This window comes from Sporichthya brevicatena (assembly GCF_039525035.1).
GTDB lineage: Bacteria > Actinomycetota > Actinomycetes > Sporichthyales > Sporichthyaceae > Sporichthya > Sporichthya brevicatena.
Window position 1 is genome coordinate 377,378 of record NZ_BAAAHE010000007.1, and the last position, 22,624, is coordinate 400,001.

The following is a 22,624-nucleotide window of genomic DNA, read 5'->3' on the forward strand; positions in this document are numbered from 1 at the left end:
GCGCCGTTGCTTCACGTCACGTCGAGGGGGATGTCATGGCAAGCGGACTGCGGTCCGGGATCTGGGGGCGGCGCAACGCGCCGCGTCCGGTCCGGAACGCCCGACGGCTCGCGGTCGTCGCGATGGCCGGTTCCGTCGCGGTCGGGGCTGCGCCGGCCTGGGCGTACTTCAGCGCCGGGGGCACGATCTCCGGATCCACGACCCTGGCGACGGCGACGTCGTTCACCGCGACCGGCACCGCTACAGGGGTGTACCCAGGAGCGGCGTTCGATCTCCTGCTGACGGTTCCTCACACCAGCGCACTGACGATCCAGGCCATCACCCCTGGTCCCGGTTCGACGACGGTGACCAACGCGCCGGGCTGCACCCACCCCGACATCACCTTCAACTTCACCGCGCTGCCGGTCGTGCTCGCCGCCGACGTGCCGTCCGTCGTGCTCGCAAACGCTGTGGTCATGGGCGTGAACGCGCAGAACGCCTGCCAGGGTGGAACGTTCACGTTTCCCGTCACCGTGACGGCGGTGCAGTGATGCGCCGGCCGCTCGCGCGCCGCTCGGCGCTGATGTCCACGGGCGTGGTCGGACTCGCTCTGCTCGGAACGGGTGCCCCCGCGTGGGCCTACTGGACCGCCACCTCGACCAGTTCGTCCGTCTCGGCGAAGGCGGCTGCCATGGGCACACCGCGAGCAGCGGTGTCCGCGGTCGTGACCGTCAAGCTCTTCGGGCTCCCGGTCTCCGGTCACCTGCACTTCACCGCCCAGGCACCGACTGCCGGCCCGGCGCCGCTGAAGTACCGGGTGACCCGGGCGGACGGGTCGACCGTCTGCGAGATCCTGCCGCCGGCCACCAGTTGCAACGGGCCCACGAGTCTCATCCCCAACATCCTGGGCGCCTATCGAGTCGTGGCGGTCCGACACCAGTGGGTGTCGCGGAACCCCGCGTACACCTCGGTCCTGCAGTCGATCTTCAGCGAGGGCCTGTCCGTCGGCCTGCTCCCGGAGTTCGGCGGGGTCGGCGCCGAGGTCGGCGGTCCGACCGTCAACCCCATCCTCAGCCTCGGCGTTCCGAGCGCCCCGGTCCTGGTCCTCGCCGCTGACTCCGGCGTCGACGGTGACTCGGTCACCAACGCCGACGAGATGCGGATGGCCGGTACCGCCGACCCGGGCAGTACCGTCGTCCTCTTCGCCGACGGCGCCGAGATCGGGCGCGACGAGGTCGACGCCAAGGGCAGGTACCTCGCGCCGGTCGATCTCGACGAGGGCACCCACTCGGTCGTGGCCGCCGCCGTCCGCGACGGCATCAGCAGCCTCACCTCGAAGCCGACCGCGGTCGTCGTCGACCGCACCGGTCCGGACCTGCAGGTGACCTCGGCCGGGGCGGGCAAGCGACGCGAGTTGCGGGGGGTCATCGGCACAGCCGCCGGCGACAAGCCGCGGGTGCGCATCAAGGCGAACAACGACGCGGTGGTCGACGACGAGAGTCCGGCCGTTGACGCCGCCGGGAACTTCCGCACTCGCATCACGCTGAGGAAGGGCCTGACGACGGTGAAGGTCACCCAGACCGACGCCGCCGGCAACGAGACCGTCCGCACCCTCAAGCTGGACCGTGCGGAGGGCTCGGACGAGGGCGAGCCGACCTCGCCCGACCCGCAGCCGGCCGCGGAGCCCACGCCCGCCGACGACACCGCTACGACCCCGTCGCCGACGCCGTCCCCGGCACCGCCGGGGACACCCGAGCCGACGCCCGACCCGGCGCCCAGCCCGGTGCCGGTCCCGACGCCGGTCCCGACGCCGGAGCCCGCGGCCGAGACGCCGCCGACGACCTCACCCGGGGCCAAGGTCGAGGACGACGTCACACCGGCGGAGCCCCCGGCGAGCGAACCGACCGACCCGGCCGACGGGCCGGAGCCGGAGGCCTCGCCCGAGGCGGAGGAGCAGTGATGGCCGGCAGTGTCCGCCGTCCGCTGACGACGTTGGCCGCCGGGGCGGTGCTCGCCGTCACCTCCGCGGGCACCGCGACCGCCGTCGACGCCCCGGTGGCCCTGCAGCCGTTCGGCATCGCCGGTTCTCCGGCCGACGGGTTCTACCCGGGCGCCTCCGGTGTCATCGACCTGGAGCTCAGCAACCCGAACGCCGTCGACCTGACGCTGCAGGACCTCACGATCTCCCTCGAGTCGGTCACCCCGGCGAGTGGTGCGAGCGGGCCCTGCTCGGCGGCGGACTTCGAGATCGTCCAGCTGTCGTCGGTGTCGGGCGTTGTGCTGGCGCCGGGTTCGTCGACCAGGCTCTCCAATCTCGGCGTCGCGTCGGCCGACCTGCCGCGGTTCACGATGTTGAACACGACCGACAACCAGGACGGCTGTCAGGGGGCGGTGGTGACCCTGCGGTACGCGGGGACGGCGACGGCCGCGGAGGTCGGGGGAGTCGACCGGCCGCCGGTGGAGGTGCCGGGTTCGGGGGGATCGGACCCCCGGCCGACGGAGCCGGGCCCGGCGGGGCCGCGGGGTCCCGGTGAAGTCGGGGGAGTGGGCCTCCCCGGGACCGGGGCGAGCGTCGGGGTGGAGCTGCTCGCACTCGGAGCGGGGCTCGTGCTCCTCGGAGCGGGGACGATGACGGTCACGCGCCGGCGACGCGCTTCGGCCTGACACGACGAAGGCCCGGTCCGCCGGAACCGGGCCTTCGCGCGGTGTTCACCCACCAACCCCGCTGCCTCTGCCGTCGGCGACCGTCTGGCTGACGGGTCCTCAGAACAGTGGCAACGCCTACGGGCCGCCCCTACTTGTTCGTGTAGATCACGAACTGGTCGGGGTCGGGTTCGAAACCGGACGGGGTGCCGTCCGGGTTCGAGACGGTGTTGGTGGAGGTGTACTTGTACATGTACTCGCGGCCCTGGCCGTACTCGTTGTTCCAGTTCTGGCCGTACCGCTCGGACGGGGCCCACGAGAAGCGCTGGTCCAGCGTCGCGTCGGCGGCGTAGACGTCGCCGTTGCCGAGCTGAGCCATCAGCCGCTCGCGGGTCAGGTTGGGGCCGACGGCCTTGGCCGCCTTCTCGAACACCAGCGCGCCGACGTAGCTGGACTGCACGATGTGGTGGTTCAGGCCCTTGTTGCCGCGGGCGTACTTGTTCATGGTCGCCATGAACTCCGGGCCCCACAGCTTGTAGGTCGTGTTCGTCCAGTACCGGCCGACCGGGTGCTGTCCGAACAGCGAGCCGAGCACCTCGGCCGCGAGGTGGTTCCCCGAGATGCCCTTCGACGGGTAGTAACCCTGCTGCGCGGCCTCGACCATGAACTTCACCATCGTGGCCGGGTTGATGACGTAGTGGACGATGTGGTCCGGGTTCGCCGCGCGCATCGAGAGGATCTGCGCTGACATCGACGTCTCGGAGATCGCGACGTCCAGCTTGCGAACCAGGTTCGCCCCGGACTCGTCGAGGATCTTCTGCACCTGCTGGCAGGCCAGCTGCATCTCCGGGCTCGCGAGGCAGACGAGGCCGTACGTCTTGGGCTTGATGACGTTCTTCACCCAGTGGGCGTTCGCCATCGCCTCGTGAATCATCGACATGTGCGTGGGGAACATGTACGAGTCCTGCCACTCGGTCTGGGAGTACGCCCAGGTGCCGATGGCCGGGATGCGGTAGGTCGAGAGGTCCGAGTGCACGGAGGCGGACGCCCAGCTCGAGTAGCCGAGGAACGCGAAGACCTTGTCCTGCTGCACGAGCTTCTTGATGCAGGCCTTCGAGCGTGAGACCTCACCGGGACCGTCGTCGCAGTCGACGAGCGAGAGCCGCCGGCCGAGCACGCCGCCGCGGTCGTTGATCGACGCGAACGTCGCCTTGACGCCGTTGACGAGCGGGGTCGCGAGCACGTTGCCCAGGGCCATGCCGTGCATGGTCACCGTGCCCATCTTGATCGCGTCCTGCGTGACGCCGACGTCGGTGACGCCGTTCTTCTGCGCCGCGATCCGGGCGTTCGCCTTCGCCGACGTCGCGCCCTCGTAGCTGTTCGCCGCGCGCAGCGACTCGACCTGCTGCTTGGACTGCTTGACCGGTGCCTTTCCGGCCGCGACCGGGGCGGCCGGCAGCGGGTCGTCGGCCTGAGCCTTCGCGACGGCCTCGGCCAGCGCCTTGGTCGCGGCGTCCTCCGGGCTGCCCTTGCCACGCTTCTCGGCCTGCGCGTCGAGGTAGTCCGCGACCGCCTTGACCAGCGCGGCCGTGCTGTCGGTGGAGTCCTGCGGGTTCGAGAGGGTGTCGCCGACCGGGGCGGCCTCGGCGACGTCCTGCGACTTCCCGCCTCCGCCGCACGCGGACACCAGCAGTGCGGCGGCGACCGCCACGGGGAGGGCGGCGCGCAGATGTCGAGGTACCGGCCGTCTCATGGTGTGCTCCCACCCAGTCGCTTCTGCTCCGCAATCACGGCCGCGCGCAGGGTGCGCAGCCGTTGAATCTCCGCCTTGTTCTGATCCGGGCGCGCCAGTTCGTCGTCGAGCCGGTCGAGGATGCGGCGCAGGTCCCGGTCCAGCTGGACCGCCTTCGCGATCGCGTCCGCGTCGGGCTGCTGCTGCACCGGCGTGGTGTTCGAGACCTGCTCGGGGGTGTCGGTGCTGCCGCCGCCGGTGGTCACCGCGATCACCGGGGCGGCGACGCCGACGACCAGCACGGCCGCCGCGGCCGCGATGATGCGCGGCCGCCGCGAGGACGTCACGACGGGGACGACGACGGCGCGCACGTCCGCCGGCGTCAGGTCCGCGCGTTCGGCCATGCTGACGGCCGTCCGCGGGTCGGCGACGCCGGCCTGGCGCAGCAGCGCCTCCGCGCGTTCGGCGTCCACGCCCTCCAGTCGCGTCAGCACGTACGCGGCGCGCGTCGCGGGCGTCATCGCGGCGAGGGCGGCCTCGGCCGGTGACTCGGGCCCGCCGCGACCCACGCGGGCCGCGAGCGCACCGACTCCGCTCGGGTGCGGACTGACCCGCAGGACCTCGGGGATCAGACGGTCACGCGCGACGGACCAGCGCGCCCCGTCGGCGAGATTGCGCCGCGCGAGGTCGTCGGCGACCCGGGCTCGGCGGGTCCGCCCCAGGGCGGGGGGCAACGCGACATAGGCCAGGTGCCGGAGCCGATCGAGGTCGGCGTCCGAGGACCTGGCCGCGTCGGGGTCCGGCGACCCGTTCGCCATCGAGGTGTCTCCGATGGTGGTTGTCGGCAGGTGGGCAAACGGAACATGAGGAACATTCCGCCCCATGTGTGTAACCCGCGCCGAGCAAGCCCAACCCCAAGCGGAACCCAAAGGTCGTGCGAACGGCACGTGAAAAACACACGAGCCCCCACGGTCCGTGACCGTGGGGGCCTCGCGGTTGCGCTGGGTCGATCCTCAATGATCTTGAGCGCTGCGGACCTACTTGAGCAGGGACCGCGCGATGACGATGCGCTGGACCTGGTTGGTGCCCTCGTAGATCTGCGTGATCTTGGCGTCGCGCATCATCCGCTCGACCGGGTAGTCCTTCACGTAGCCGTAGCCGCCGAGCAGCTGGACGGCGTCGGTCGTGACCTTCATGGCGACGTCGGAGGCGTAGGCCTTGGCCGCGGCGCCGAAGTACGTCAGGTCCTTGTCCTCGCGCTCGGACTTCGCCGCGGCGGCGTAGACCAGCTGACGCGCGGCCTCGATCTGCATCGCCATGTCCGCGACCATGAACTGCAGGCCCTGGAACTCGGCGATGGCCTTGCCGAACTGCTTGCGCTCCTTCATGTACTCGACGGCGAAGTCGAGCGCACCCTGCGCGACACCGAGGGCCTGGGCGCCGATCGTGATGCGGGTGTGGTCCAGCGTCCGCATCGCGGTGGTGAAGCCGGTGCCGACCTCGCCGATCATCCGGTCGGCGGGGATGCGCACGTTGTCGAAGTTGACGGTGCGGGTCGGGGAGCCCTTGATGCCGAGCTTGCGCTCGGGGGCGCCGAAGGAGACCCCGGAGTCGTTCTTCTCGACGACGAAGGCGCTGATGCCGCCGCGCGTGCGCTTCTCCGGGTCGGTGACCGCGAAGACCGTGTAGAACTCGGACTCGCCGGCGTTGGTGATCCAGCACTTGGTGCCGTTGAGGACCCAGTGGTCGCCGTCGGCGACCGCGCGGGTCTTCATGCCGCCGGCGTCGGAGCCCGCCTCCGGCTCGGACAGGCAGTAGGAGAACATCCCCTCGCCGTTCGCGAGCTTCGTCAGGTACTTGCTCTTCAGCTCCTCGGAGCCGGAGAGGATCAGCGGCAGCGAGCCGAGCTTGTTCACGCCGGGGATCAGCGACGAGGACATGCAGACCCGCGCGACCTCCTCGACGATGATCACCGTCGCCAGCGCGTCGGCGCCCTGGCCGCCGTACTCCTCGGGGACGTGCGGCGCGTCGAAGCCGGCCTGGCGCAGGGCGTCCAGGGCCTCCTTCGGGAAGCGACCCTGCTCGTCGACGTCGTGCGCGTGCGGAGCGATCTGCTCCTCGGCGAGCGACCGCACCGACTGGCGCAGGTCCTCGTAGTCCTTCGGCAGCGTGCAGGCGTCGAAGTCGGAGTTGCCTTGATAACCGGCCATGCTGGGGACGTCCCTTGTGTGTAGTCGGGGCGGAAATTGATGGGCAGTGCGGTGAGAACTGGGGGATCAGTGCTCAGTGGTAGTCGTGGAACCCGCGCCCGCTCTTCTTGCCGAGCAGGCCCGCGTCCACCATGCGCAGGAGCAGCGGCGGGGCGAAGTACAGCGGCTCCTTGAACTCCTCGTACATGGAGTCGGCGATCGCCTTGATCGTGTCGAGACCGATCAGGTCCGCCAAGGCGAGCGGGCCCATCGGGTGGGCGCAGCCGAGCACCATCCCGTTGTCGATGTCGTCGGCCGAGGCGAAACCGGAGTCCATCATCCGGATCGCCGAGAGGATGTACGGGACCAGCAGGGCGTTGACGATGAAGCCGGCGCGGTCCTGTGAGCGGATGACGTGCTTGCCGAGCACCCCGGAGGCGAACGCGGACGAGCGCTCCGCGGTCTCCGGCGAGGTGAGCAGCGAGGTGACCAGCTCGACCAGCTTGAGCACGGGCACCGGGTTGAAGAAGTGGATGCCGACGACCTTGTCGGGCCGCGAGGTCGCCATCCCGAGCTTCATGATCGGGATCGACGACGTGTTCGACGCGAGGATCGCGTCCGGCGAGGTGATCACCTTGTCGAGCGTCTTGAAGATGTCGAGCTTGATCTGCTCGTTCTCCGCGACGGCCTCGATGGAGAGGTCCACGTCCGCGAACTCACCGATGTCGGTGGTGAACGAGAGCTTCTCCAGCGTCGCCGCGTGGGTGGCCTCGTCGAGCTTCCCGCGCTGCAGCGCGCGGCTCAGCGACGACTCGACGCGCTTGCGCCCGGCCGCCAGCGCCTCGGCGCTGACCTCGGTGACCGTGACGTTCAGGCCCGCGCGAGCGCAGACCTCCGCGATGCCGGAGCCCATCAGCCCGCAACCCACGACGCCGACCCGCTGGATCTCCGCCATCCCTACTCCTTCGATTCAGGCGCGCGCCGTCAGACGTTGCGCCGGTACTGGCCGCCGACCTCGAAGAATGCTTCCGTGATCTGGCCCAGAGAACAAACACGAGCGGCATCCATGAGCACGGCGAAGACATTCTCCCCCGCGATCGCCGCTTCCTGCAGTCGCCGAATGGCGACCTGAGCCGCCTCGGCGTTGCGGGCCTGGAAGTCGCGGACCCGGTGAAGCTGGGACTGCTTCTCCTCCTCGGTCCCGCGGGCGAGCTCCAGCTTGACCGGCGCCCGCTCCCCGTCCGGCGGGAGGAACGTGTTGACGCCGACGATCGGCAGCGAGCCGTCGTGCTTGCGCTGCTCGTAGAGCATCGACTCGTCCTGGATCCGCCCACGCTGGTAGCCGGTCTCCATCGCGCCCAGCACGCCGCCCCGCTCGGAGATGCGCTCGAACTCGCGGAGCACGGCCTCCTCGACCAGGTCGGTGAGCTCGTCGATGATGAACGACCCCTGCAGCGGGTTCTCGTTCTTCGCCAGACCCCACTCCTGGTTGATGATCAACTGGATCGCCAGCGCCCGGCGCACCGACTCCGGCGACGGGGTCGTGACGGCCTCGTCGTAGGCGTTGGTGTGCAGGCTGTTGCAGTTGTCGTAGAGGGCGATGAGTGCCTGCAGCGTCGTGCGGATGTCGTTGAAGTCCATCTCCTGCGCGTGCAGGGAACGGCCCGAGGTCTGCACGTGGTACTTCAGCTTCTGCGAGCGCTCGTTCGCGCCGTACTTCTCCTTCATCGCGACCGCCCAGATGCGGCGGGCGACCCGGCCGATCACCGAGTACTCGGGGTCCATGCCGTTGGAGAAGAAGAACGACAGGTTCGGCGCGAAGTCGTCGACGTCCATGCCGCGCGCGAGGTAGCTTTCGACGTAGGTGAAGCCGTTGGAGAGCGTGAACGCGAGCTGGCTGATCGGGTTCGCCCCGGCCTCGGCGATGTGGTACCCGGAGATCGAGACCGAGTAGAAGTTCCGGACCTTGTTCTGGATGAAGTACTCCTGGATGTCGCCCATCATCTTGAGCGAGAACTCCGTGGAGAACAGGCAGGTGTTCTGGCCCTGGTCCTCCTTGAGGATGTCGGCTTGCACCGTGCCGCGGACGGTCGACAGCGTCCACGCGCGGACCTCGGCGGCCTCGTCCTCGGTCAGCTCGCGACCGAGCTCGGCGGCCTTCTTCTCCAGCTCACGGTCGATCGCGGTGTTGAGGAAGAACGCGAGGATCGTCGGCGCCGGGCCGTTGATCGTCATCGACACCGACGTGTTCGGCGCGGTCAGGTCGAAGCCGTCGTAGAGCGCCTTCATGTCGTCGAGCGTCGCGATCGAGACGCCGGACGTGCCGACCTTGCCGTAGATGTCGGGGCGGAGGTCGGGGTCGCGGCCGTAGAGCGTGACCGAGTCGAACGCCGTCGACAGGCGGGTGGCCGGCTGACCCTTGCTCAGCAGGTGGAAGCGGCGGTTCGTGCGGAACGGGTCGCCCTCACCGGCGAACATGCGCGCGGGGTCCTCGCCCTCGCGCTTGAAGGGGAAGACGCCGGCCGTGTACGGGAACTCGCCGGGCAGGTTCTCGCTGCGCAGGAAGCGGAGCAGCTCGCCCTCGTCGCCGTAGCGGGGGAGCGCGACACGCGGGATTCTCGTCCCCGACAGGGACTCGCGGAACAGGCGGTTCTTGATCTCCTTGTCGCGGATCTTCACGACGTGCTCCTCGCCGCTGTACGCCTCGACCGTCGCCGGCCAGGACGCGAGCAGCGCCTTGCTGTCCTCGCTGAGCTCCGCCTCGGTCTCGTCGAGGAGCACCTCGAGCACGCCGGTGTCACCGTTGCGCGTCGCGACCAGGTCCTTGGTCGACCGCAGCTGCTGACGCCGCCGCGCGAGCTCGACCTCCTTGCGGGTCTGCTCGTGGTAGCCGCGCACGGTCTCGGCGATCTCGGCCAGGTACCGCACCCGGTTCGGCGGGATGATCGTCTTGAGGTGGCTCGACGCCTTGACCTCGACCGTGGGCAGCGTGCCCGGCTCCAGCGGCAGACCGCGCTCACCGAGCAGGCCCTTGAGGTGCTGGTAGAGCGCGGTGACGCCGTCGTCGTTGAAGCGCGCGGCGCTCGTGCCGAACACCGGCATGTTCTGCCAGTCCGAGGACATGAGGCCCTGATTGCGCGCGATCTGCCGGGCGACGTCGCGCAGCGCGTCCTCGGCGCCGCGGCGCTCGAACTTGTTGATCGCGACGACGTCGGCGAAGTCGAGCATGCCGATCTTCTCCAACTGTGACGCGGCGCCGAACTCCGGCGTCATCACGTACAGCGAGAGGTCGACGTAGGGGACGATCGCGTCGTCGCCCTGGCCGATGCCAGGGGTCTCGACGATGACCAGGTCGTAGCCTGCGGCCTTGCACGCCTGAATCACCTCGGTGAGGCAGCTCGGCACCTCGGCACCGCCGCCGCGGGTGGCGAGGGAGCGGAAGTAGACGTTGCCCTGGCCGGCGCCTCCGTCCCGGTTGTAACCGTGCAGGCCGTTCATGCGGATGCGGTCACCGAGCAGCGCACCGCCGCCCTTGCGCCGCGTCGGGTCGACGGCGATGACGGCGATCCGCAGCTTGTCCTGCTGGTCGAGCCGCAGTCGGTGGACGAGCTCGTCGGTGAGGGAGGACTTGCCGGAGCCGCCGGTGCCGGTGATGCCGAGGACCGGGACGCTGCGGGCCGACGCCGCGGACTCGATCGCCGAGGCGAGGTCCGCCGGCAGCTTGCCGGCCTCGATCGCGGTGATCGTCCGGGCCAGCGTCGCGGTCTCACCCGCGAGCAGCGCGTCCGTGCTGGCCGGGGGAGTGGCGGCCAGGTCGACGTCGCAGGTCGCGATCATCGTGTTGATCATCCCGGCGAGGCCGAGCTTCTGGCCGTCCTCCGGGGAGAAGATCGTGACGCCTCGCTCGCGCAGCAACGCGATCTCCTCGGCGACGATGACGCCTCCGCCGCCGCCGAAGACCTGCACGTGGCCGGCACCGCGCTCGGCGAGGAGTTCCTTCAGGTAGCTGAAGTACTCGATGTGGCCGCCCTGGTACGAGCTGACCGCGACGCCCTGGACGTCCTCCTGGATCGCGGCGGTCACGACCTCGTCGACGGAGCGGTTGTGCCCGAGGTGGATCACCTCGGCGCCCTGGGCCTGGAGGATCCGCCGCATGATGTTGATCGACGCGTCGTGTCCGTCGAACAGGCTGGCCGCAGTGACGAACCGGACCGGGTTGGCCGGGACGTGAAGTTCCGTCATCGGGGGCGCTCCTGACTGGTGCTCTGACTGGTGCTCAGACGGGGGGCAATTAGGTTGTTCGCGTGCCGTTGGACTTCGACCCCATCGCCGAGGCGCATCGGCAGTGGCAGATGCGCTGGCCGGAGCACGCCGACCAGATGGCGGCCGTGACCTCGGTGATGCGGGTTCAGCAGTTGTTGCTCGGGGAGATCGACCGGACGCTCAAGCCGTTCGGGCTGACCTTCGCCTCGTTCGAGGCGCTCCGCCTGCTGGCGTTCACCCGTGAGGGTGAACTGCCCATGGGGAAGATCGGTGAACGCCTCATGGTGCACCCGGCGTCGGTGACCAACACCGTCGACAAGCTCGAACGCGCCGGCATGGTGCGCCGCCGCTCGGCGCCGGAGGACCGGCGCCGTGTGCTCGCCTCCATCACACCGGACGGACGTGATCTGGTCGAGAAGGCGACCGCGGCGCTGAACGCCGCGGACTTCGCGTTGCCCGGGGTCGACCGAGAGACCGCTGTCGCGCTCACTGCGCTGCTGCGCAGGATCCGCGAGCGGGGGAACGACTTCGACGCTGCCGCGCATGACCCCTGGGCGTAGGTCTCACCGGGTGAATATTTTGACGCCCAAATAATTGCTCGAGGCCCCCGGGAACGACAAGGTGGGCTGCGCCACTCGGCGCAGCCCACCTCGGGGTCGATCAGTTTCCGCTGGTCAGCGCGTCACGCCGATCGACGTCAGGTCGTAGAGACCGAAGATGTCGAGCTTGACCCCGGTGACCCGGTCCGAGAACCCGGCGAGCGAGTTCGTGTACCAGAGCGGGACCGACGGCATGTCGTTCACCAGCAGGGCCTCGGCCCGCGCGTAGGTGTCGAAGGCCTCGTCCAGGTTCGGTCGCGACGCCGCCCGGCTGAGCTCGTCGTTGAACCGGGTGTAGCGGAAGTCGGACCAGTTCGACACGCCGTTGCGGGAGTACATCGGGACCAGGAAGTCGTCGATCGACGGGTAGGCCATCGTCTTGTCGATGACCAGCAGGTCCTCGGTCTCCTCGTCGGTCATGAGGTCCTGGAACCGCTTCGCCGACGCCGGGACGACCTCGCACGGCTCGTTGAGCGCCCGGGTGATCTGGCGGCAGACCTCGGTCCACATCGACGGGTTCGAGACGGTCGGGGTCTCGGCGTCGTAGGTGATCTTGATCGTGCCGTTGTAGCCACCCGCACGGTTGCGCTCGTCGCGGGCGTCGTCCCGGTCGTAGAGGCACGTCCGGCCGCAGCGGTTCTCCTCGTAGCCGGCGACGCCGGGCGGGGTCCAGCCGGTGGCCGGGACGAGCGCGCGACCCGGAGCCAGCTTCACGAGCTCGGTGCGGTCGATCGCCATCGAGATCGCGCGCTTGAGCCGCTCGGAGCGGTACGTGCGGTCCTCGTCCTCGTCCGGGAAGCGGAGCACCTGGATCTGGCCGTACGGGCTCGCGACCCAACGGTCGTCGAGGTCGTCCTGGTAGCGCTCGTCCTCACGGGCGCCGGCCGGGATGACGTCGGTGACGTCGAGGTTGTTCGCGACGACGTCGTTGTAGGCGGCCTCGTCGTTGTCGTACATCTTGAAGATCACGTTCTTGACCTTCGCGCGGGACGGACCGCTGTAGTCGTCCCAGGCCTGGAGCTTGATCCGCTCGCCCGGCTCCCACTCCTTGATCACGTAGGGGCCGGCGCCGATCGGCTCCTCGGAGAACTCCTGGCCGTTGTCCTCGAAGAACGACGCGGGCAGCGGCGCGAAGGCGACCAGGCCGAGACGCTGCGGGAACGTGGCGTCCGCATCGCGCAGCGTGATCGTGAACGTGCGGTCGTCGGCGATCGTCAGGCCGGACAGCTGCGTCGAGCTGGGCGGCGGCGCCTGGCCGAGGCCCTCCTCGCCGTCCGGGTCGAGCGGGTGGACCGACTCGTAGCCGACGATCGGCGAGAACAGGTTCGCGTTGGGGGAGTTGTTCGGCCCGTACGCGGCGTAGTTCCACGCGTCGACGAAGCTCGCGGCGGTCACCGGGGTGCCGTCGGAGAACTCGGCGTTCTCGCGGATGCGCACCGTCCAGGTCTTGGCGTCGTCGGTGCTGATCGACTCCGCGAGGTCCGTGCGCGCCTCGCCGTTGCTGGAGTAGTGCACCAGCCGGGCCGTCACGTTGTTGAGGATGTTCAGCCCGCAGTTCGAGCTGGTCGCCGCCGGCGTCAGCGGGAACGACGGGTTGCACCCGCGGACGGTGATGGTGTCGTCGTCGCCCTCGGCGCCGCTACCGCCGCCGTCGCTGCACGCACTCAGGGCGAGCACGGCCGACATGCCTGCCGCGAGGCCCGCGAACCTCCGGCTCCGCATCATTCGTCGCATTCCGCCGCTCCTATCGCACTACAGCTCGTACCGATTTGAACACTATTCGCTTCACTCCCTTTGTTCACAGAAACGTGAAGCGAAAAAAACGGTCAACTCGGCCAAGGTCCTGGTCTCGACACGCCGGGGAGCTCGATCGGGGAACGGCCGGGCGCCGCTTCGACCGTTCCCACAGCCGCCTCCGCTGCATAGGGTCACGGTGTCCCGACTATGAGCTGCACCACAAGTCAGTTCTGAAGCAGTCCCCACAACGCAGTGGAGGTGTCCCGCCTGTGAAGACCAAGGCCGCCGTCGTCTACGAACCCGGCAAGCCGATCGAGATCGAGGAGCTGGATCTCGACGGCCCCCGCGAGGGCGAGGTCCTGATCCGCTACACCCATGCCGGCCTGTGCCACTCCGACATCCACGTGGCCCACGGTGACCTCCCCTGCCGGACTCCGATCGTGCTCGGGCACGAGGGCGCCGGGATCATCGAGGAGGTCGGCCCCGGTGTCACCCGGGTCAAGCCGGGCGACAAGGTCGTCTGCTCGTTCATCCCGAACTGCGGCCACTGCCGCTGGTGCGCGACCGGTCGGCAGTCGATCTGCGACATGGGTGCCACGATCCTCGAGGGCAACCTGCCCGGTCCCCGCCCGTTCCCGAACACCGGCCCGCGCGGTGAGTACGGCGCGATGTGCATGATCGGCACGTTCAGCCAGTACGGCACCATCCACCAGAACTCCGTGGTGGCCGTCGACGCGGACCTGCCGCTGGAGAAGGCCGTGCTCGTCGGCTGCGGCGTGCCGACCGGCTGGGGCTCCGCGGTGAACACCGCCGACACGCAGCCCGGCGACACCATCCTGGTCGTCGGTGTGGGTGGCATCGGCATCAACGCCGTCCAGGGCGCCCGGTACGCCGGCGCGAAGAACGTCATCGCCGTCGACCCGCTGGAGAACAAGCGGGAGAAGGCGCTGGAGCTGGGCGCCACCCACGCGGTCGCCACCTCCGAGGAGGCCATGGAGCTCGCGATGGAGCTCACCCGCGGCGTCGGCGCCGACAAGGGCATCATCACGACCGACCTCGTGACGGAACCTCAGGTCACGACCACGTTCCACACGATCAGCAAGGGCGGCAAGGTCGTCATCACCGGCCTGAACAAGCTCGACCTGAACAACGTCGTGATCCCGTCCGCGCTGATGACGTTGTTCCGCAAGACGGTCCAGGGCTCGCTGTTCGGTGACTGCAACCCGACCACCGACATCCCGAAGATCCTCGGGCTGTACCAGAGCGGTGACCTCAAGCTCGACGAGATCATCACCCGGACCTACAAGCTGGAAGAGGTCAACGAGGGCTACGACGACCTCCTCGCCGGCAAGAACGTCCGCGGCGTCATCGTCCACGAGCACTGATCTGGTGACCGACGAATCACCCAGCAACGTCGTCGGGCGGGCCCGCGAGGTCGAGCTGCTCGTCGCCGCACTGGACTCCGGTGCGCACGTGCTGCTCGAGGGCCCGCCCGGCACGGGCAAGACGACGCTGCTGCGCTCGGTCGCAGCAGAGGAGAAGACTGACTTCGTCTTCGTCGAGGGCAACGCGGAACTGACGCCGGCTCGGCTGGTCGGCCACTTCGACCCCGCGCTGGTGCTCGAACGGGGCTACGGGCCGGAGACCTTCGTCGACGGCCCGCTGGCCGAGGCCCTGCGGGCGGGGGCGCTCCTCTACGTCGAGGAGACCAACCGCATCCCGGAGGAGACGCTCAACGTCCTCATCACCGTGATGAGCGAGGGTGAGCTGACCGTCCCGCGGTACGGGCGGATCGTCGCGGCCGAGGGTTTCCGGCTCGTCGCGGCGATGAACCCGTTCGACGCGGTCGGCACCGCGCGCATCTCCTCCGCCATCTACGACCGGGTCTGCCGGATCACGATGGGCTACCAGGACGCCGTCGACGAGCGGGCGATCCTCGACCTCCGGGCGCCGGGTGTTCCCGGCGAGTGGGGGGCGAAGGTCGTCGACCTGGTCCGGCGGACCCGCGAGCACCCGGAGATCCGCGTCGGGTCCTCGGTGCGCGGGGCCATCGACATGGCGCGGCTGTGCGGGGCCCTCGCCCGGCGCCGCGGCGTCGACGTCGAGGACTGGACCGTGGGCCTCGACGCGGCGCTCGTCGCCCTGTCGGGGCGGATCCGGCTGGCCGAGTCGATCGGCCGGGCACCCGAGGACGTCGTGCGCGAGCTCTACGTCGCCGTGTTCGGGGCCGAGCCGCGCGAGGACTCGGGCGGTGATGACCCGGGGGGAGCCTGAGCCCGCCGTCGCAGGCGGGCGACCCGGCTCCCGGGGGAGGCCCGAAACGGCGGCCACGACCCACCCCCGGTGACCGCACCATCGGGCGCAACCAGCTCGCGAACCGTTCCCGGTTCGCCGAGCTGTCCCCCGAGGTCGGTGTCCTCGACGTTCAGGCGGCCGAGGACGCGATGGCCGCCGACCCGGACGCCACCCTCGCGCTGCTCGCCGAGATGGCGCGGGCGACCGACGAGAAGCTCCGCGCGGCCGCGCGGCAGCTGGCCGGGCGCATCGTGCTCGACCGCGTCCGGACCGGGCCGCCGAGGGCGCGCGGCATCGGCAAGCTGCGCAACGTCCCGGCCGACCGGGGCGGCGACCTCGACCTCGACGCCTCGATGCCGGCCGTGGTCGACGCCAAGGCCCTCCGCCGCCCGCCGCACCTGGGTGACCTGACGGCGCGGACGTGGTCGCGACCCGAGCTCGCGCTGTGCCTGCTCGTCGACGCGTCCGGGTCGATGGGCGGCGAGCGGCTCGCGGCCGCCGCCCTGACCGCCGCCGCGTGCGCGCTGCGGGCCCCGGGGGAGTACGCCGTCCTCTCCTTCGCGCGCGAGGTCTCCGTGCTCAAGGCGATCGACGCCCCGGCCGCGCCGCAGACCGTCGTCGACGCGATCCTCGGGCTGCGCGGGCACGGCGTCACCGCCCTCGCCACCGCGCTCCGGGCGGCCACCGACGAGCTGGAGCGCTCGCGGGCGTCCCGTCGCGTCGTCGTCCTGCTCTCGGACTGCCGGGCCACCGACGACGAGGACCCGATCCCGGTCGCGTCCCGCGTGCCCGAGCTCGTCATCCTCGCCCCGGCCGAGGGCTGCGAGCAGGCCGAGGACCTCGCGGCGCGGACCGGGGCCCGCTGGGCCCCGATGACCGGGTCCTCCGCCGCCCCCGCCGCCCTCCTCTCCCTGCTCGACCGCTGAGACATCCTCAGGTACTTGGAGGGCGCTCCAAATCGGGGGTTCGGGGTTCGTAGTCGGCTCCATTGTCCCGGGGGCCGCGGTTCGCGAGGGTTGCGGACAGCGAGCCACACCCCCCGCAGGACCAATGGAGGTCACGGAGATGGAGTTCCTCGAGGTCGTCGGCACCCGGCGCAGCACGCGCTGGTTCAAGACGTACCAGCCGGTCGAGCGCGAGAAGATTCAGGAAATCCTGGAGGTCATGCGCTGGACGACGTGTCCCGGCAACCTGCAGCCGTGGCGTGCGGTCGTGGTGTGGCGCGACGAGCTCGACCCCGACATCCGCGAGGAGCTTCTGCAGGCCGACAACTGGCAGGGCGCCCACGTCCAGGCTCCGGTCTGGATCTACATCTTCGCCGACCCCGAGGCGGCGCGGCCGGGATCGTTCGCGACCAGCACACAGCAGCTCATTGAGGTCGGCGCGGTGCCCACCGCCTACGGCTGGTCCAAGACCCGCATCGTCGACGCGATCGAGCGCGCTGTCGAGACCCCCGCCGGCATGGCCGCGATCAACGAGCTCCTGCACGACCTCCCGCACGAGGCGTCGGCGACGATCGCCCACTCCGAGACCGTCGGCGCCTGCGCCGTCACCGTCCTGGCGGCCGTCAACGCCGGGCTCGGCACCTGCCTGCACATGATCGCCCGCCCCAACAAGCAGGCTCGGGTGAAGGAGATCCTCGGCGTCCCCGAGCACTGGATCCCGGTGTGGGTGCAGCTCGTCGGCTACCCGGCCGAGGGCGTCGAGGCCGGCGGCCAGCGTCCGCGGCAGCCGTTCGAGTCGACGTTCTTCGAGGGCAACGCGCAGACGCCGTTCCGGCGCGACCCGAAGGTCGTCGAGAAGATGGAGCGGGAGAAGCTCCTGCAGGCGCCGGCCCCGCTGCCCGGTCGCCGCGACGAGCTCATGTTCCTCGCGCGGATGTACGGCTACCCCGAGGACCAGGACGACTGAGTCGCTGCGGATCTCCCCGCAGCTCATCCCCACTCAGTTGTTCCTGATCCGTCAGGTCCCCGTCCCGATCGGTAGGTACGAATGCCGGACTTCCGCGACTACAAGACCGTGCAGCGCTGGCTGGAGGAGCCGCCCGGACGCGGCTTCCAGCCGGTTCGCGAGGACCCCGCCGCCAAGTGCGAGATCCTCGAGAAGTTCTGCGCGCACATCGGCGTCGACCCCGACACGCTGATCGCCACCACGACCGACCTCGTCCCCACCGGATCGGTCGAGCGCAACAAGCAGCTCAAGGCGCTCAAGCAGTGGGTCCGCGCGCAGGAACTGCCGGACTCCCAGGCGACCAAGTGGGAGAACCACATCCGCGGGTTCTTCATCAAGAACGGCGTGAAGGTTCTGGTCCGCCCCTACAGCGACGTCTACCGGCGCAGCCCGGGTGAGCGCGCCGCCCGCGGCTTGGCGTGAGGGGTGGTCAGGTGAACACCGGAGATCTGCTGACCAACGCGGCGCGCAGCTACCCCGACCACCCCGCCTTCATCTTCGAGGGAGAGAGCCGGACGTACGCCGAGTCCTGTGCTCGCGCCGACGCGTGGGCGCGGGCCCTGCTCGCGGGCGGCCTGCAGCGCGGGGACCGGGTGGCGCTGTACCTGCGCAACTGCCCCGAGTTTCTGGAGACGCTCTACGGCACCTGGAAGGCCGGCGGCGTCGTCGTCCCGCTCAACGCGACCTTCACCGCTGACGAGCTGGCCTGGCACCTCGCTGACAGCGGTGCCACGGTCCTGCTCACCGACGCCGAGGGCCTGCCCGCGGTGGCGAAGGCCCGACCGGACCTGCCGGGCCTGGCCCGCGTGGTCTGCCACGACCCGGGGGCAGCGCGTCCCGAGCTGCCCGCGGACGAGTTGCTCGACCAGACCCTGGCCGCGCAGTCCGGCGAGCCCCTGGTCAGCGTCGACGTCGCCGAGAACGACCTGGCCTGGATCGCCTACACCTCCGGCACGACCGGCCGGCCCAAGGGCGCGATGCTCACGCACCGCGTGCTGATCTACCAGTGCCTGACGACGCTGGCCGACGTCGAACGCATGGACCAGACCCACGTCGGCATGCATGCGGCGCCGCTGTCCCACGGCTCCGGGCACAACTCGCTGGCGTTCACGATGAAGGCCTGCACGCAGGTCATCCACCAGCGCTGGGGGTTCGACACCGCGCTGTTCCTGGAGCAGGTCGAGCGCTACCGCGTCGCGGCGATGTTCCTGGTGCCGACGCAGATCAAGATGATCGTCGAGCACCCGGACCTGCCGAACCGGGACGTCTCCAGCCTGCAGTGGATCTGCTACGGCGGCGCCCCGATGTACCGCGAGGACCAGAAGCGCGCACTCAAGGCGCTCGGCCCCGTGCTGGTGCAGTGCTTCGGCCAGACCGAGTCACCGATGTCCGGCACCGTCCTGACCCGTGACGAGCACTCACTTCACGACGGCGACGGCCGCGAGCGGTCCGTCGGTCGAGTGCGGGTGGGCATCGAGCTCAAGATCCTCGACCCCGAGGGCAACGAGGTACCGCCGGGCGAGGCGGGCGAGATCTGCCTGCGTGGCCCGACACTGATGGCCGGGTACTGGAACCGGCCCGAGGCGACGGCAGAGACCCTCGCCGGCGGCTGGCTGCACACGGGCGACGTCGGGATGGTCGACTCCCACGGCTACCTGTTCATCCTCGACCGGCTCAAGGACCTCATCATCTCCGGCGGGCTGAACGTCTACCCGCACGAGATCGAGGACGTCCTCATCACCCACCCCGCGGTCTCGGAGGCCTGCGTCATCGGTGTGCCCCACGAGAAGTGGGGCGAGGCGGTGCACGCGGTCGTGGTCCCGGTCGAGGGTGCGACCGTCGACCCGGCCGAGCTGATCTCCTGGAGCGGGCAGTACCTCGCGGGCTACAAGAAGCCGAAGAGTGTCGACGTCGTCGACGCCCTGCCGAAGACCACCTACGGCAAGGTCGCGAAGCGCGAGGTCCGCGCGCCGTACTGGGCCGGCCTCGGCCGCAACATCTGATGGACCGTCATGATGGACCGTCATGATTGACCGTCATGGCTGACGCCTGGGTCGCCGGCGCGGCCATGACGGCCTTCGGGCGTTCGCCGCACGGGCCGGAGGCGCTGGCCTCGCAGGCCGTGGCCGCCGCCCTGGCCGACGCCGGCCTCGCGGCCACCGAGATCGGCCAGGTCTTCCTCGGGAACGCCGCGGCCGGTCTGCTGCTCGGGCAGGAGATGATCCGCGGTCAGGTGTTCCTGCGCGCGTCCGGTCTGCTCGGGGCGCCGATCGTCAACGTCGAGAACGCATGCGCGTCGAGTTCGTCGGCGCTGGCGTTGGCCGTCACCGCGGTGCGGGGCGGGATGCTCGACGCGGCGCTGGCCGTCGGCGTCGAGAAGATGACCGTGCCCGACAAGGCGCGCGTCTTCGGGGCGCTCGCCTCCGCCACCGACACCCTGCGCCGGCCGGACATGCGCACGCTGGTCGCGACCACGACGCTGGGTGAACCGCGCCCGGCGGGGGAGTCGGCGCCCACCGCGTCCGCGTTCATGGACCACTACGCGCACAAGGGTGCGGTGTACCTGGAGAAGGCCGGCGGCGACGTCACCGACCTCGCCCGCGTCGTCGTGAAGTCCCGCGCGTTCGCGGCGCTCAACCCCAAGGCCCAGTTCACGACGCCGACGACGGTCGAGGAGGTGCTCGGCGGCCGGGTGATCTCCGACCCGCTGCGGTTGTCCATGTGCGCCCCGATCGGTGACGGCGCCGCGGCGGTCGTGGTCGTCTCCGACCGGCTCGCGAAGCGACTCGGCCGGCGGGTGGTGCGCGTCGCCGGCCAGGGCATCGTCAGCAACGACCCGACCACCGCGGACTTCCCGGCCGGCCTCGCCGCCGCCAAGGCGTTCATCCAGGCCGGCGTCGGCCCGCACGACGTCGACGTCGTCGAGGTCCACGACGCCGCCGCCCCGGCGGAGCTGTTCTGCCTCGAGGAGATCGGGCTGTGCCCCGAGGGCGGCGCGCTCGGTCTGCTCCGCGACGGCATCACCGGCCCCGGCGGCCGGCGGCCCGTCAATCCCAGCGGTGGCTTGCTCTCGCGAGGCCACCCCGTCGGCGCCACCGGGTGCGGCCAGATCGTCGAGCTCACCGACCAGTTGCGCGGCCGCTGCGGCGCCCGCCAGGTCCCCGGCGCGCGCCTCGCCCTCGCCCAGAACTCGGGCGGGATCCTCGGCGACCACGAGGCCGTCGCCGTCGTCACCATCCTCGAGCGCACGACCCGCTGACCGCCGGCGCGTGCGCTTCACTCGCCGGCGCCAGGCCTCACTCGCCAGGCCGGGCGAGTAGAGCCTGTCCCCAGCGAGTGAAGCCGTCCCCGGGGGCGCTACCCGGCGACCCGGGCGACGTCTTCACAAGTCGAGCCCCTGCTTCACCAGCTGGGCGGGGCCAGTGAAGACGGCCGCAGCCTGTGAAGACGGCCGCAGCCAGTGGAGACGGCCGCAGCCAGTGGAGACGGCCGCAGCCAGTGAAGACGGCCGCAGCCAGTGAAACCGTCCCCCGGGGCGCTGCCGAACGAAAGGCGGGCACCGGGGAACCCGGTGCCCGCCCGGAGGAGCGGCGGTCAGAGCCTCACTTGTTGGTGTAGATGACGAACTGGTCCTTGTCGGGGGCGAAGCCCGAGGGACTGCCGTCCGGGTTGGCGATCGTGTTCGTGTTCTCGTACTTGTACATGTACTCGCGGCCCTGACCCTGCTTGTCGCTCCAGGTCTGTGCGGCGCCGGTGCCGCCGCGTTCGGCCTTGTTCCACGACCAGCTCTGTTCCAGGGAGGCGTCGGCGGCGTAGACGTCGCCGTTGCCGAGCTGGGCCATGAGGCGCTCGCGGGTGAGGTTCGGGCCGATGGCCTTCGCAGCCCGCTCGAACACGAGGGCGCCGACGTAGGCGGCCTGGACGATGTGGTGGTTCAGGCCCTTGTTGCCGCGGGCGTAGCGGTTCATGATCGCCATGAATTCGGTGCCCCAGAGCTTGTACGTCGTGTTGGTCCAGTAACGGCCGGCCGGGTGCTTGCCGAACAGGGAGCCGATGATCTCGCCGGCCATGTGGTTACCGGAGATGCCCTTCGGCGGGTAGTAGTTCTGCTGCGCCGCCTCGACGAGGAACTTCGTCGTCGTCGCCGCGTTGATCACGTAGTGGATGACGTGATCGGGGTTGGCCGCGCGCATCGCGAGGACCTGACCGGACATCGACGTCTCCGTGATGCCGACGTCGACCTTCTTCACCATCTTCGCGCCGGAGGCGTCGAGGATCCGCTGGACCTCGCTGCAGGAGAGCTGCATCTCGGGGCTGGTCAGACAGAGCAGGCCGTACGTCTTGGGCTTGATGACGTTCTTGACCCAGTGGGCGTTGGTCATCGCCTCGTGAACCATCGACATGTGCGTCGGGAACATGTACGGGTCCTGCCACTCGGTCTGGGAGTAGGCCCAGGTCCCGACGGCGGGGATCTTGTACTGCGCGAGGTCGGAGTGGATCGACGCCGACGCCCAGCTCGTGTAGCCGAGGAACGCGAAGATCTTGTCCTGGCCGATCAGCTTCTTGATGCAGGCCTTGGACCGGGACACCTCGCCCGGGCCGTCGTCGCACTCGACCAGCGACAGCCGCCGGCCGAGGACGCCGCCGCGGTCGTTGATCGAGGTGAACGTCGCCTTGATGCCGGCGGCGATCGGACCGATCAGCAGGTTGCCCAGCGCCATGCCGTACATGCCGACGGTGCCGAGCTTGATCGAGTCCTTGGTGACGCCCATGTCGGTCGCGCCGTTGCGCTGTGCCGCGAGGCGCTCGTTGGCGGCGCGCTCGGCGGCGGTGTCGATGCTCGTCAGGCCGCCGAGGGAGGTGCCGGCGGCGCCCTTGCTCGAGCCGCTCGACGACGTCTTGGCCTTCTTCGCCGAGGCGTTGGTCGCGGCCGAACCGGCCGACTCCACGGGCGCGGCCGCACCGGTGACGGGCGCCTGCCCCGCGGCGGCTTCGCCCGCGGCGTCTGCAACCGGTGCGGCGGCGGGGTCCGCGGCCGCGGAGTCGGTGCCGGCCGCGTCGACCGGCGCCCCGGCCGGGTCGGTGACGACGGCTTCCTGCTGTGCGGCGTTCGCCGCCGCGGCGTCGTTGTCGCTGGTGCCGCCGCCGCAGGAGCTCAGCACGAGCGCCGCACTCAGCACGATCGGGGTCGCGGTGAGGAAGCGCCTGGAGTGGACTCGCACGTGGGTCTCCTCGAA

The 22,624-nt window shown here is 70.2% G+C and carries 18 protein-coding genes; 11 read left to right on the forward strand and 7 right to left on the reverse strand.

All coding sequences use genetic code 11. The features are described 5' to 3' along the window. Positions 1-35: 35 nt before the first annotated feature. Genes ABD401_RS05020 through ABD401_RS05030 form a run of 3 tightly spaced genes read left to right on the forward strand, consistent with a single transcriptional unit; the run spans position 36 to position 2,643 of the window. A complete protein-coding gene (locus tag ABD401_RS05020) occupies positions 36-530 on the forward strand; it encodes a hypothetical protein (RefSeq protein WP_344602245.1) in 495 nt (164 codons plus the stop codon). Beyond that, positions 530-1,939 carry an Ig-like domain-containing protein gene (locus ABD401_RS05025; RefSeq protein WP_344602247.1) on the forward strand — a complete coding sequence of 470 codons (1,410 nt, stop codon included), beginning with the start codon at positions 530-532 and terminating at the stop codon, positions 1,937-1,939. Before ABD401_RS05020 ends, ABD401_RS05025 begins: the two co-directional genes overlap by 1 nt. After that, positions 1,939-2,643 (forward strand): hypothetical protein, encoded by a 705-nt coding sequence (locus tag ABD401_RS05030; protein WP_344602249.1) that lies wholly within the window; start codon positions 1,939-1,941, stop codon positions 2,641-2,643. Before ABD401_RS05025 ends, ABD401_RS05030 begins: the two co-directional genes overlap by 1 nt. A gap of 130 nt (positions 2,644-2,773) precedes the next feature. Here the strand turns inward: ABD401_RS05030 and ABD401_RS05035 are convergent, their stop codons facing one another. The 5 genes from ABD401_RS05035 to icmF form a co-directional block, all read right to left on the reverse strand. Continuing rightward, positions 2,774-4,375 (reverse strand): ABC transporter substrate-binding protein, encoded by a 1,602-nt coding sequence (locus ABD401_RS05035; RefSeq protein ID WP_344602251.1) that lies wholly within the window; start codon positions 4,373-4,375, stop codon positions 2,774-2,776. Further along, the gene (locus ABD401_RS05040; protein ID WP_344602253.1) at positions 4,372-5,172 is read right to left on the reverse strand and encodes a hypothetical protein; all 801 of its coding nucleotides are present in this window, start codon (positions 5,170-5,172) and stop codon (positions 4,372-4,374) included. Before ABD401_RS05040 ends, ABD401_RS05035 begins: the two co-directional genes overlap by 4 nt. Positions 5,173-5,391: 219 nt before the next feature. Beyond that, complete coding sequence (locus ABD401_RS05045; protein WP_344602255.1) at positions 5,392-6,564, reverse strand: acyl-CoA dehydrogenase family protein; 1,173 nt, start codon at positions 6,562-6,564, stop codon at positions 5,392-5,394. A 73-nt stretch (positions 6,565-6,637) separates the two neighbouring features. Beyond that, entirely contained in the window at positions 6,638-7,498 is an 861-nt protein-coding gene (locus ABD401_RS05050) for a 3-hydroxybutyryl-CoA dehydrogenase (RefSeq protein WP_344602257.1), read from the reverse strand. Between the two features lie 29 nt (positions 7,499-7,527). Next, positions 7,528-10,785, reverse strand: coding sequence for a fused isobutyryl-CoA mutase/GTPase IcmF (gene icmF / locus ABD401_RS05055; protein ID WP_344602259.1), 3,258 nt, complete (start codon positions 10,783-10,785; stop codon positions 7,528-7,530). A gap of 110 nt (positions 10,786-10,895) precedes the next feature. Between icmF and ABD401_RS05060 the strand changes: the two genes are divergently transcribed. Beyond that, entirely contained in the window at positions 10,896-11,366 is a 471-nt protein-coding gene (locus tag ABD401_RS05060) for a MarR family winged helix-turn-helix transcriptional regulator (protein ID WP_344602321.1), read from the forward strand. 114 nt (positions 11,367-11,480) lie between these two features. On the opposite strand, the gene ABD401_RS05065 is transcribed toward ABD401_RS05060, so the two are convergent. Further along, entirely contained in the window at positions 11,481-13,139 is a 1,659-nt protein-coding gene (locus ABD401_RS05065) for a peptide ABC transporter substrate-binding protein (protein ID WP_344602261.1), read from the reverse strand. A 272-nt stretch (positions 13,140-13,411) separates the two neighbouring features. Here ABD401_RS05065 and ABD401_RS05070 point away from each other — a divergent pair, with 272 nt between their 5' ends. The 7 genes from ABD401_RS05070 (at position 13,412) to ABD401_RS05100 (ending at position 20,646) form a co-directional block, all read left to right on the forward strand. Next, the gene (locus ABD401_RS05070) at positions 13,412-14,527 is read left to right on the forward strand and encodes an NDMA-dependent alcohol dehydrogenase (RefSeq protein ID WP_344602263.1); all 1,116 of its coding nucleotides are present in this window, start codon (positions 13,412-13,414) and stop codon (positions 14,525-14,527) included. Between the two features lie 4 nt (positions 14,528-14,531). Continuing rightward, a complete protein-coding gene (locus tag ABD401_RS05075; RefSeq protein ID WP_344602265.1) occupies positions 14,532-15,416 on the forward strand; it encodes an AAA family ATPase in 885 nt (294 codons plus the stop codon). A 170-nt stretch (positions 15,417-15,586) separates the two neighbouring features. Continuing rightward, on the forward strand, positions 15,587-16,363 hold the full coding sequence (locus tag ABD401_RS05080; RefSeq protein ID WP_344602267.1) for a VWA domain-containing protein: 777 nt from the start codon (positions 15,587-15,589) through the stop codon (positions 16,361-16,363). 124 nt (positions 16,364-16,487) lie between these two features. Then, positions 16,488-17,348 carry a nitroreductase family protein gene (locus ABD401_RS05085; RefSeq protein WP_344602269.1) on the forward strand — a complete coding sequence of 287 codons (861 nt, stop codon included), beginning with the start codon at positions 16,488-16,490 and terminating at the stop codon, positions 17,346-17,348. 81 nt (positions 17,349-17,429) lie between these two features. After that, positions 17,430-17,810 (forward strand): hypothetical protein, encoded by a 381-nt coding sequence (locus ABD401_RS05090; RefSeq protein WP_344602271.1) that lies wholly within the window; start codon positions 17,430-17,432, stop codon positions 17,808-17,810. Positions 17,811-17,821: 11 nt separating this feature from the next. Further along, positions 17,822-19,390, forward strand: a complete 1,569-nt coding sequence (locus ABD401_RS05095; protein ID WP_344602273.1) for a class I adenylate-forming enzyme family protein — start codon at positions 17,822-17,824, stop codon at positions 19,388-19,390. Positions 19,391-19,425: 35 nt separating this feature from the next. Next, the gene (locus tag ABD401_RS05100; protein WP_344602275.1) at positions 19,426-20,646 is read left to right on the forward strand and encodes a thiolase family protein; all 1,221 of its coding nucleotides are present in this window, start codon (positions 19,426-19,428) and stop codon (positions 20,644-20,646) included. A 343-nt stretch (positions 20,647-20,989) separates the two neighbouring features. On the opposite strand, the gene ABD401_RS05105 is transcribed toward ABD401_RS05100, so the two are convergent. Further along, positions 20,990-22,609, reverse strand: a complete 1,620-nt coding sequence (locus ABD401_RS05105; RefSeq protein ID WP_344602277.1) for an ABC transporter substrate-binding protein — start codon at positions 22,607-22,609, stop codon at positions 20,990-20,992. Positions 22,610-22,624: the final 15 nt, after the last annotated feature.